Below are 11,130 nucleotides of genomic sequence, written 5' to 3'. Positions count from 1 at the left end.
GTCGGTCGGCTGGTCGCTCGCGGTGGGTGCCGCGCTCGGCCTCGACCTGCAGGTCGAAGCGGCGCAGCGCGAGCCCTTCCACCCCGGGCGATGCGTCGCGGTGACCCTGGCCGACGGCTCCGTCGTCGGGCACGCGGGTGAGCTGCACCCGAAGGTCTGCACGGCCCTGGAGCTGCCCGAGCGCACCGTCGCCGCCGAGCTCGACCTCGACGCGATCATCGCGGCCGCCGGTCACCCGGTGACCCCGGCGCAGCTGTCGACCCAGCCCCCGGCCAACACCGACGTCGCGCTCGTCGTCGACGAGGGGGTCCCTGCGGCCGCCGTTGCCGCGGCCCTGCGTTCGGGCGCGGGCGACGACCTCGAGTCGCTGACGCTCTTCGACGTCTTCCGTGGCGACCAGGTGGGGGAGGGGCGCAAGTCGCTGGCCTACCGGCTGACCTTCCGCGCCGACCGCACCCTCACAACCGACGAGGTCAGCGCCCTGCGGGATAAGGCCGTCGCGTCGGCGGCCTCGGCGACGGGTGCCCAGCAGCGCTGAGTCGTGCATCCCGGGGGGACGCTCGGGTGACCCGAGAATCCTCGCGGGACGGGTTTGCATGAAACTTCGCATCTGCGTATGGTCATGCAGGTGATCACTGCAGCCATTGCCGGAGCCAGCGGCTACGCAGGAGCCGAGATCGCTCGGCTCCTGCTCGGCCACCCAGACGTCGAGATCGGCGCGCTCACCGCATCGGGCAACGCGGGCACCCGCTTCGGTGACCTCGCGCCCCACCTGCAGGCCCTCGCCGACCGGATCCTCGAGCCGACCGACGCGCAGACCCTCGCCGGGCACGACGTCGTCTTCCTCGCGCTGCCGCACGGACACTCCGCCGCCATCGCCGAGCAGCTGCCCGACGACGTGACCGTCGTCGACTGCGGGGCGGACTTCCGGCTCGACGACGCCGGTGACTGGGACGACTACTACGACACCCCCTTCGCCGGGACGTGGCCCTACGGCCTGCCGGAGCTCGTCCGGGCCGACGGCACGAAGCACCGCGACGCCCTCGTCGGCGCCCGGCGGATCGCCGTCCCCGGGTGCTACCGACCGGCGGCGACGCCTGGCCCTCGCGCCCGGTCTGGCTGCCGGAGTGGTCGAGCCCGACGACGTCGTCGTCGTGGCCGCCTCCGGCACCTCCGGCGCAGGCCGCTCCGCCAAGCCGCACCTCATCGGCTCCGAGGTCATGGGGGCCATGAGCCCCTACGGCGTCGGTGGCGTCCACCGCCACACGCCGGAGATCGAGCGCAACCTCGCCCGCGCCGCCGGCCGCGATGCCACCGTCTCCTTCACCCCGACGCTCGCGCCCATGCCGCGCGGGATCCTGGCCACCGTCACCGCCGGGCGGCTGCCGGTGCCACCGCCGCGACGGTCCGGGCCGCGTGGGAGCAGGCCTACGCCGACGAGCCCTTCGTCCACCTGCTGCCCGAGGGGCAGTGGCCGCACACCGGCAGCGTCGCGGGCTCCAACCTCGTGCACGTGCAGGTCGTCCTCGACGAGCGCAGCGGCCGCGTGGTCGCCATCGCGGCGGAGGACAACCTGACGAAGGGGACGGCCGGCGCCGCCGTGCAGTCCATGAACCTCGCCCTGGGTCTGCCCGAGACCACGGGGCTGCCGACGACGGGAGTGGCACCGTGAGCACGACGACCCCTGCTGGATTTCGCGCCGCCGGCGTGACCGCCGGCCTCAAGCCGAGCGGTCGCCCCGACGTGGCGCTCGTCGTCAACGACGGCCCCGACCGTCACGCGGCCGCGGTCTTCACGACCAACCGCGTGGAGGCCGCACCGGTCACCTGGTCGCGCCAGACCCTCGTCGACGGGCGCGCCGATGCCGTGATCCTCAACTCGGGCGGCGCCAATGCCTGCACCGGCGCGCAGGGCTTCCAGGACACCCACGCGACCGCGGAGCACACCGCAGAAGCCCTCGGGGTCTCCGCCGGCGACGTCGTCGTGTGCAGCACCGGCCTCATCGGCGAGCTGCTCCCGATGGACAAGCTCACCGCCGGTGTCACCGCCGCCGCGACGGTCCTCGACGACGACGGGGGAGCGGCGGCCGCCGAGGCGATCATGACGACTGACACCGTGCCCAAGACCGCCGCGGTGGCGCGTGACGGCTGGAGCGTCGGCGGCATGGCGAAGGGGGCGGGCATGCTCGCCCCGGCCCTCGCCACGATGCTCGTCGTCGTGACGACCGATGCCGTCACGAGTGCGGCCGACCTCGACGCCGCGCTGCGCGAGGCGACCCGCACCACCTTCGACCGGATCGACTCCGACGGCTGCATGTCGACCAACGACACCGTCCTCGCGATGGCCTCGGGTGCGTCGGGCACGAGCGTCGCGCGCGAGGACCTCGCCGAGGCGCTGCGCGAGGTGTGCGCCGACCTGGCACGCCAGCTCATCGGCGACGCAGAGGGAGCCGCCCACGACATCGAGATCGTCGTGCACCACGCGGCGAGCGAGGCCGATGGTCTCGAGGTCGCGCGCAGCATCGCGCGCAACAACCTCTTCAAGTGCGCGATCTTCGGCAAGGACCCCAACTGGGGTCGGGTGCTCGCCGCTGTCGGCACGACGGGCGCGGTCTTCGAGCCGGCCCAACTCGACGTCTCGATCAACGGCGTGCAGGTCTGCCGCGCCGGTGGCGTCGGCGAGGACCGCACCCTCGTCGACCTCGAGGCCCGCGAGGTGCGCGTCGAGGTCGACCTCCATGCGGGGGACGACGAGGTCACGGTGTGGACCAACGACCTCACCCACGACTACGTCCACGAGAACTCCGCCTACTCCACCTGATCGGAGGCCGGCATGACTGCCGAGTCCACCCTGCGCGGCGCCATCGACGCGGCCGCCCTGCGCGTCGCCCAGGCCAAGGCGACGACCCTCGTCGAGGCGCTGCCCTGGCTCGAGCGCTTCCGCGGCGCCCTCGTCGTCATCAAGTACGGCGGCAATGCGATGACCGACGACGCGCTCAAGGCGGCCTTCGCCGAGGACATCGTCTTCCTGCGCTACGCCGGGCTGCGGCCGGTCGTCGTGCACGGCGGCGGCCCGCAGATCCAGGCGATGCTCGACCGGCTCGGCCTCGAGAGCGAGTTCAAGGGCGGGCTGCGCGTCACCACCCCCGAGGTCATGGACGTCGTGCGGATGGTCCTCACCGGTCAGGTCGGCCGCGAGCTCGTGGGCCTGCTCAACCAGCACGGACCCGTCGCCGTCGGCCTCTCCGGCGAGGACGCGAGCCTCTTCGGCGGCCGCCGCAAGGGCGTCGTCGTCAACGGTGAGCCGGTCGACATCGGGCTCGTCGGCGACGTCGAGTCCGTCGACCCCGCCGCGGTCCTCGACATCGTCGACGCCGGCCGCATCCCGGTCGTCTCGACGATCGCCCCCGACCTCGACGTCGACGGGCAGGTGCTCAACGTCAACGCCGACACCGCGGCAGCGGCGCTGGCGGTCGCCCTGCGGGCGCACAAGCTCGTCGTCCTCACCGACGTCGACGGCGTCTACGCCGACTGGCCCGACCGCGACTCGCTGCTGTCTCACCTCACGGCGTCCGGGGCGCGCGACCTGCTGACCCGCGTCGACTCCGGGATGATCCCCAAGCTCGAGGCGTGCATCCGGGCCGTGGAGCACGGCGTGCCCCAGGCTCACGTCGTCGATGGCCGCCAGCCGCACTCGATGCTCCTCGAGCTCTTCACGTCCGAGGGCTTCGGCACGATGATCCTGCCGGACCCCGCCGACACCGACGACGAAGGGGAGGGCAGCCCCTCATGAGCACCCCCAGCGAGCAGCACCAGGCCCTGCTCGAGCGCTACCGCGCCAGCCACATCGGCGTCTTCGGCCTCCCCGGCCTCGTCCTCACCCGCGGTGAGGGCGCCTGGGTGTGGGACGTCGACGGCACGCGCTACCTCGACCTCCTCGGCGGCATCGCGGTCAACGCGCTCGGTCACGGTCACCCCGAGCTCGTCGCCGCGATCTCGAAGCAGGCCGGCGAGCTCGTCCACGTGAGCAACTTCTTCACGACCCCCGCGCAGATCGAGGCGGCCGAGGCGCTGCTGCGCGTCGCGCAGGCGCCGCAGGGGTCAGGCGTCTTCTTCTGCAACAGCGGATCCGAGGCCGTGGAGACGGCGATCAAGCTCTCCCGGCGCACCGGCCGCACGGGGATCGTCGCCGTCGGCGGCGCCTTCCACGGCCGGACCACCGGAGCGGTGAGCCTGACCCACAAGGAGGCATACCGTGCTCCCTTCGAGCCGCTCCTGCCCGGGGTGACGCACGTGGCGCCCGGTGACGTCGAGGCGCTGCGTGCCGCCGTCGGCCCCGACACGGCGATGGTCCTGCTCGAACCCATCCAGGGCGAGGCCGGAGTGGTGACGCCCCCGGAGGGCTATCTCGCCGCAGCCCGCGAGATCACCCGCGAGGCCGGCGTCCTGCTCGTCCTCGACGAGATCCAGACCGGGGTCGGGCGCACCGGTGCGTGGTTCGCCCACCAGCTCGACGGCGTCGTGCCCGACGCGATCACCGTCGCCAAGGGTCTCGGCGGGGGAGTGCCGATCGGTGCCCTGGTGACCTTCGGGCCGGAGACCACCGGGCTGCTCACCGCGGGCCAGCACGGCTCGACCTTCGGCGGCAACCCGCTCGCCTGCAGCGCAGCCCTCGCCGTGCTGTCGACCATCGAGTCCGAGGGCCTGGTCGAGCACGCAGTCACCGCCGGTGAGCTGCTCGTCGAGCGGGTCACGGCGCTGGAACACCCGCTGGTCGCCGGGGTGCGCGGGGCCGGGTTGCTCCGTGCCATCGCGCTGACCGAGCCGATCGCCCCTGCGGCGGCGCTCGTGGCCCGCCGTCACGGCTTCATCATCAACCCGGTCGCGCCCGACGCGCTGCGTCTCGCGCCGCCGCTGACCATCACCACCGACCAGCTCACGAGCTTCGTCGACGCCCTGCCGGGGATCCTCGACGAGGCCGCCAAGGAGTCCGCATGACCGTCCGACACCTGCTCGCCGACGACGACCTCACGGCCGAGGAGCAGTCGCAGGTCCTCGACCTCGCGGCCGCGCTCAAGGCCGACCGGCACGCCGAGCAGCCGCTCGCGGGGCCGCAGGCCGTGGCCATCATCTTCGACAAGCCGACCTTGCGCACCCAGCTGTCCTTCACCACGGGTGTCGCCGAGCTCGGCGGCTACCCGATGGTCGTCGACGGCAACCTCGCCCAGATCGGCACCCGCGAGTCCATCGCCGACGTGGCCCGGGTCGTGGGGCGACAAGTGAGCGCCATCGTCTGGCGCACGCACGGCCAGGACCGGCTGCAGGAGCTGGCCGACCACGTCGACGTGCCGGTGGTCAACGCGCTGACGGACGACTACCACCCCTGCCAGCTGCTCGCCGACCTGCTGACGATCCGCGAGCACAAGGGCTCGACGGCCGGCCGCACCATCGCCTACGTCGGCGACGGGGCCAACAACATGGCCCACTCCTACCTGCTCGCGTGCTCCCTCGCCGGGATGCACGTGCGCATCGGGACCCCGGCCAGCCACCAGCCCTCGGCCGACGTCCTCGCCCGCGCCACGCGGATCGCTGCCGAGCAGGGTGGATCGGTCCTCGTTACCGACGACCCCACGGCCGCAGTGACGGGAGCCGACGTCGTCGCGACCGACACCTGGGTGTCGATGGGCATGGAGGAGCAGAAGGGGGACCGCACCGGGCAGACCTCGCCCTTCGCCCCCTTCGCCGTGACGACGGATCTGCTGGGCCACGCCGCGGCCGACGCGATCGTCCTGCACTGCCTGCCCGCCTACCGGGGTCTGGAGATCGCCGCCGATGTCATCGACGGGCCGCAGTCGGTCGTGTGGGACGAGGCGGAGAACCGGCTGCACGCGCAGAAGGCGCTGCTCACCTTCCTGCTGCGCGCCTCGTCATGATCGCCGCGACCCGACCCGGCCGGCAGGCGCGGATCGTCGAGCTGCTGCGCGAGCACGCCGTGCGGAGCCAGCCCGAGCTCCTCGAGCTCCTCGCTGCCGACGGGATCGAGATCACCCAGGCGACCCTCTCGCGCGACCTGCTCGAGCTGCGTGCCGAGAAGGTCCGCGTGGGCCGTGGCCTCGTCTACGCCATCCCCGGCGAAGGGGGTGACCGCACCCCGCGCGCGGCCGTCGACCCGGCGGAGTACGACGACCGGCTGCGCCGGCTGTGCGAGGAGCTCCTCGTCACGGCTCGGGCGAGCGCCCAGCTCGTCGTCGTGCGCACGCCCCCCGGCGCCGCCAACTACCTCGCCTCGGCGATCGACCACGCACGCCTCACGGGAGTGCTGGGGACGATCGCGGGGGATGACACGATCATGATCATCACCGGTGGCCCCGACGAGGGTGCCGCCGTCACCGCACAGCTGCTGGGCCTGGCCCAGACCACCGACAGCCAGGAGGCACCGTGACCCAGGACGAGACCGCGACGACCGGTGAGCGGGTGAGCCTGTGGGGTGGCCGCTTCGCCGGGGGGCCGAGCGACGCGCTGGCCGCCCTGAGCAAGTCGACGCACTTCGACTGGCGTCTGGCTCCCTACGACATCGCCGGCTCCCGCGCTCACGCGCGTGTCCTCCACGGCGCCGGCCTGCTCGACGACGCGACGCTCGACGCGATGCTCGACGCCCTGCGACGGCTCGCCGACGACGTGACCAGTGGGGCCTTCGAGCCGGCGCTCGACGACGAGGACGTGCACACCGCACTCGAGCGGGGGCTCATCGAGCGGGCGGGTGCCGACGTCGGCGGGCGCCTGCGCGCCGGACGCTCGCGCAACGACCAGGTCGCCACGCTCTTCCGCATGTACCTGCGCGACCACGCCCGGATCGTCTCCGGTCTCGTCCTCGACGTGGCGCGGGCGCTCCTCGACCAGGCGCGGGCCAACATCGACGTCGCCATGCCCGGGCGCACCCACCTCCAGCACGCCCAGCCGGTCCTGCTGAGCCACCACCTGCTCGCGCACGTGTGGCCGTTGCTGCGCGACGTGCAGCGCTTCGTCGACTGGGACGCGCGCACCGCGCTCAGCCCCTACGGCTCCGGCGCTCTCGCGGGCTCCTCGCTCGGGCTCGACCCCGAGGCGGTCGCCACCGACCTCGGCTTCGCCGGGGCGGTCGACAACTCCATCGACGGCACGGCCTCGCGCGACTTCGTCGCGGAGTTCTGCTTCGTCGCCGCGATGACCGCCGTCGACATCTCGCGCCTGGCCGAGGAGGTCATCCTCTGGGCGACGAAGGAGTTCTCCTTCGTCACGCTCGACGACGCCTTCTCGACCGGGTCGAGCATCATGCCGCAGAAGAAGAACCCCGATGTCGCCGAGCTCGCCCGCGGCAAGGCCGGTCGTCTCGTCGGTGACCTCGCCGGTCTGATGACGACGCTCAAGGCGCTGCCGCTGGCCTACAACCGCGACCTCCAGGAGGACAAGGAGCCGGTCTTCGACGCCGTCGACACGCTCGAGGTCCTGCTGCCGGCCTTCTCCGGGATGATGGCGACGATGACCTATCACGGCGAGCGGATGACCTCCCTTGCGCCGCAGGGGTTCTCGCTCGCGACCGACATCGCCGAGTGGCTCGTGCGCGAGGGCGTGCCCTTCCGCGTGGCCCACGAGGTCGCCGGGGCCTGCGTGCGGGTCTGCGAGGAGCGCGACATCGAGCTGTGGGACCTCTCCGACGAGGACCTCACCGGGATCAGCGAGCACCTGACGCCGGGAGTGCGCGAGGTGCTCTCGGTCGAGGGCTCGCTCGCCTCGCGCGATGCCAAGGGCGGCACCGCCCCGGCCCGGGTGCGCGAGCAGCTCGACAACGCGGCGGCAGTGCTCGACGAGCTCGAGACCTTCGCCGGCAGCCGCATCGAGGCCCGCTGACGTGACGACCGGGGACCGTCGCCTCGTCAGGTCCGACCTGGCGGGCGACCCCCTGTCCGTCGCGCCCCTGCTCCTCGGGGCGTGCCTCGTCGTCGGCGAGGTGACCCTGCGCCTGACCGAGGTCGAGGCCTACTGGGGGAGCAACGACCCCGGGTCCCACGGCTACCGCGGCCCGACCCCGCGCACCGAGGTGATGTTCGGCCCGCCCGGCCACCTCTACGTCTACCGGTCCTACGGCGTCCACTGGTGCGCCAACGTCGTCGTCGGGACGAAGGGGGAGTGCGCTGCGGTGCTCCTGCGCGCCGGCGAGGTCGTCGACGGCGTCGACGTCGCATCGTCCCGCCGGCCGGGCGCCTCGGAGCGCGACCTGGCGCGGGGCCCGGGCCGACTGACGAAGGCGCTCGGCTCACGGGGGAGGACAACGGCGCGGCGTGGTCGGCCGGGGTGCTCCCTTCGCCCTCGTGGCACCGGAGCACGCACTCGACCCCGCGCTCGTGAGCACGGGGCCGAGGGTGGGGGTGTCGGGGCCGGGAGGCGATGGTGATGCCTACCCGTGGCGCTTCTCGATCGCCGGTGAGCCGACGGTGTCGACCTACCGCCCGGGCAGGCCGAGGGTCAGGCGGGGTTGACCCCGACGTCGACCTGCTGGGCGAGGTAGTTCTCCTGGCCGACGCGGGCGATCGCGTCGAGCTGCGCCTCGAACCAGTCGGCGTGGCCCTCCTCGTCGCGGGCCATCTCCTCGAAGACCGCCGCGGTCGCGTGGTCACCGAGCTCGTGGCACTCCTTGGCCCCGGCGTTGAACTGCTTGACGGCGACGATCTCGCTGGCGAGGGCCAGCTCGAGCATCTCCTTGGCGTCCTCGCCGATCTGGATGTTGTTGAGCTTCTGGACGTTGGGGTGACCGTCGAACATGAGGATCCGCTCGATGAGCTCGTCCGCGTCCTTCATCTCCCCGATGGACAGGTCGTAGAAGACCTTGCCCAGGCGGGGCAGGCCCCAGTTGTCGAGCATGCGGGCGTGCAGGAAGTACGTGTTGACGACGGTCAGCTCGAGGGTGAGCGCGTCGTTGAGGAGCGTGATGACTCGGGGGTCAGCTGGCTGCACGGTCTACCTCCGCGGGAGATGGGAAGAGGCCGTTGTCGACCTCGCTCCCGACACTCTCGCAGAGGATCCGCCGTACTGAGAAGACACACGCGCCGCAATCGCGGCCGGCTCCGGTGCTCGCGCACACCCGGGAGAGGGTCGTGGCACCCGCGGCGGCGGCGTCGGCGATCTGGCGTTCGCCGACCACGGCACAGTGACAGACGATCACGCCCGGTCTCCCTTCGTCTTCGTGAGGTGAGGCATACCTTAGCCCGACGAAGGGGGGAGATGTCACCGGGTGTTCCACATGGCGGATCGGGGGTGGTCGGGACCGGTGCGCCTGCCGGGGGACCGGTGCGTCCGTGGCAGGCTGTGACGGGGCCCGTGACCGCGGGCCCCGTACCTCCCGGAAGGACCGAGACGACCGTGACCGACATCCTCGACGAGCTGCAGTGGCGCGGAGCGGTGGCGCAGACCACCGACGAGAGCGCGCTGCGACAGGCCCTCGCCGACGGACCGATCACGGTGTATTGCGGCTTCGACCCGACGGCCCCCTCACTGCACTTCGGCAACTTCGTCCAGCTCGTCGCCCTGCGACGGCTCCAGCAGGCAGGCCACAAGGTGATCTGCCTCGTCGGCGGGTCCACCGGGCTCATCGGTGACCCCAAGCCGACGAGCGAGCGCCAGCTGCGGACCAAGGAGCACACGGCGCACAACGTCTCCCGGATCAAGGAGCTCGTGCGGCCCTTCCTCGACTTCGACGGGAGCAGCGGCGTCGCGCACCCGGCGATCCTCGTCGACAACCTCGACTGGACCGCACCGATGACCGCGCTCGACTTCCTGCGCGACATCGGCAAGCACTTCCGGGTCAACCAGATGATCCGCAAGGACGCGATCTCGGCCCGGCTCGAGAGCCAGGAGGGCATCTCCTACACGGAGTTCAGCTACCAGTTGCTCCAGGCGCTCGACTACCTCGAGCTCTACCGGCTCCACGGATGCACCCTCCAGCTCGGTGGGTCCGACCAGTGGGGCAACCTCACCGCGGGTGTCGACCTCATCCACCGGACCGAGGGGGCCTCGGTGCATGCGCTGACCTCGCCCCTGCTCACGGACTCCCACGGGGTGAAGTACGGGAAGTCGGAGGGCAATGCCATCTGGCTGTCGGCGGACATGACGAGTCCGTACGCCTTCTACCAGTACTTCCTCAACGTCGAGGACGCCTCGGTGGTCAAGCTGCTCAAGGTCTTCACCGACCGCAGTCGCGAGGAGATCGACGAGCTCGAGCGGCTCGTGGCCGACGAGCCCTACCGTCGTGCAGCGCAGCGGGCGCTGGCTGCGGACATGACCTCCCTCGTGCACGGGGAGAAAGCGACGGCGTCCGTCCAGGCGGCGTCCGAGGCGCTCTTCGGCAAGGGCGATCTCACCGCGCTTGATGCCAGCACCCTCGTCGACGCCACCGCCGAGCTGCCTGGAGCTGACGTGCCGGCAGGCACCGGGTTGCTCGAGGCCCTGGTCGCGACGGGGCTGGTCGACTCCAAGAAGGCGGCTCGGCGAGCCATCGCGGACGGCGCGGTCTCGATCAACGGCACCAAGATCTCCGACGAGCAGCTCGCGCTCGGTCCCGGGGACTACCTCCACGGTCGGGTCGCCGTGCTCCGTCGGGGGCGCAAGAACCTCGCCGCCGCACGCCAGAGCTGAGCCGCACCACAACGTCCGACGGGGTCGGATCGCCCGGATTCTCGGGGGATCCGACCCCGATTTGGTGAAGTGGAGATCCGTGACCTAATGTTCTCGATGTCAGCCCGAGAGGGAGGAACGGACACCACGCGGCAGCCCTTGCAGGGTTGCACCAAGCAGGCCGGTCCCACGAGCTGACACCCACTCCCAGTGAGAGTTCCACAGGCACTTCGGTGCCGCGGGAAGCGAGTTGGAAACGAGCAGGTCACCTGCTAGAGTGGGAGATCGCCGCAGGCGACAAACCCCCTTCGATCCATCAGGACGAGCGAGTTTGACCCTGTAGCAATCACAGTAGTAACTTGAAGAAGTTGCCCCTTGAAGCATCTGGCCGGAGACGGTGGGTGGTGATGGGTGTGCGTGTGAATCTTGAGAACTCAACAGCGTGTCAAAAATCGATGCCAATACCTCGTCTTGGCTGGTTGTG

The 11,130-nt window shown here is 71.6% G+C and carries 11 protein-coding genes and 1 pseudogene; 10 read left to right on the top strand and 2 right to left on the bottom strand.

Annotation, left to right across the window (positions count from 1 at the left end; all coding sequences use genetic code 11):
• The 9 genes and pseudogenes from AC2W7J_RS10400 to AC2W7J_RS10360 form a co-directional block, all read left to right on the top strand.
• A partial coding sequence (locus AC2W7J_RS10400; protein ID WP_485982299.1) for a phenylalanine--tRNA ligase subunit beta-related protein occupies positions 1-538 on the top strand: 538 nt, incomplete at its 5' end.
• Between the two features lie 78 nt (positions 539-616).
• A pseudogene (gene argC, locus AC2W7J_RS10395) lies at positions 617-1,672 on the top strand (N-acetyl-gamma-glutamyl-phosphate reductase).
• Positions 1,669-2,820: a bifunctional glutamate N-acetyltransferase/amino-acid acetyltransferase ArgJ gene (argJ, locus tag AC2W7J_RS10390; protein WP_485982298.1), complete on the top strand. Its 1,152-nt coding sequence runs from the start codon at positions 1,669-1,671 to the stop codon at positions 2,818-2,820. The pseudogene argC and the gene argJ overlap by 4 nt, the downstream one beginning before the upstream one ends.
• Positions 2,821-2,832: 12 nt before the next feature.
• Positions 2,833-3,792 carry an acetylglutamate kinase gene (gene argB, locus AC2W7J_RS10385; RefSeq protein WP_485982297.1) on the top strand — a complete coding sequence of 320 codons (960 nt, stop codon included), beginning with the start codon at positions 2,833-2,835 and terminating at the stop codon, positions 3,790-3,792.
• Positions 3,789-4,997: an acetylornithine transaminase gene (locus AC2W7J_RS10380; protein WP_485982296.1), complete on the top strand. Its 1,209-nt coding sequence runs from the start codon at positions 3,789-3,791 to the stop codon at positions 4,995-4,997. The genes argB and AC2W7J_RS10380 overlap by 4 nt, the downstream gene beginning before the upstream one ends.
• Positions 4,994-5,932 carry an ornithine carbamoyltransferase gene (gene argF / locus AC2W7J_RS10375; RefSeq protein WP_485982295.1) on the top strand — a complete coding sequence of 313 codons (939 nt, stop codon included), beginning with the start codon at positions 4,994-4,996 and terminating at the stop codon, positions 5,930-5,932. Before AC2W7J_RS10380 ends, argF begins: the two co-directional genes overlap by 4 nt.
• On the top strand, positions 5,929-6,441 hold the full coding sequence (locus AC2W7J_RS10370; protein WP_421009063.1) for an arginine repressor: 513 nt from the start codon (positions 5,929-5,931) through the stop codon (positions 6,439-6,441). The genes argF and AC2W7J_RS10370 overlap by 4 nt, the downstream gene beginning before the upstream one ends.
• Complete coding sequence (gene argH / locus AC2W7J_RS10365) at positions 6,438-7,886, top strand: argininosuccinate lyase (protein ID WP_485982294.1); 1,449 nt, start codon at positions 6,438-6,440, stop codon at positions 7,884-7,886. The genes AC2W7J_RS10370 and argH overlap by 4 nt, the downstream gene beginning before the upstream one ends.
• 1 nt (position 7,887) lies before the next feature.
• Positions 7,888-8,430 carry a DNA-3-methyladenine glycosylase gene (locus tag AC2W7J_RS10360; protein WP_485982293.1) on the top strand — a complete coding sequence of 181 codons (543 nt, stop codon included), beginning with the start codon at positions 7,888-7,890 and terminating at the stop codon, positions 8,428-8,430.
• Positions 8,431-8,501: 71 nt separating this feature from the next.
• Here AC2W7J_RS10360 and bfr read toward each other — a convergent pair whose 3' ends face one another.
• Both bfr and AC2W7J_RS10350 read right to left on the bottom strand, forming a co-directional pair.
• A complete protein-coding gene (bfr, locus tag AC2W7J_RS10355; RefSeq protein WP_255183629.1) occupies positions 8,502-8,990 on the bottom strand; it encodes a bacterioferritin in 489 nt (162 codons plus the stop codon).
• Positions 8,977-9,198 carry a (2Fe-2S)-binding protein gene (locus AC2W7J_RS10350; RefSeq protein ID WP_255183628.1) on the bottom strand — a complete coding sequence of 74 codons (222 nt, stop codon included), beginning with the start codon at positions 9,196-9,198 and terminating at the stop codon, positions 8,977-8,979. The genes bfr and AC2W7J_RS10350 overlap by 14 nt, the downstream gene beginning before the upstream one ends.
• A 197-nt stretch (positions 9,199-9,395) precedes the next feature.
• Here AC2W7J_RS10350 and tyrS point away from each other — a divergent pair, with 197 nt between their 5' ends.
• Positions 9,396-10,667 (top strand): tyrosine--tRNA ligase, encoded by a 1,272-nt coding sequence (gene tyrS, locus AC2W7J_RS10345; RefSeq protein ID WP_485982292.1) that lies wholly within the window; start codon positions 9,396-9,398, stop codon positions 10,665-10,667.
• Positions 10,668-11,130: the final 463 nt, after the last annotated feature.

This window comes from Janibacter sp. CFPM2_SD2 (assembly GCF_057364645.1).
The sequence above is the reverse complement of the archived record's forward strand: the minus strand, read 5'-3'. Positions and strand labels throughout refer to the sequence as shown.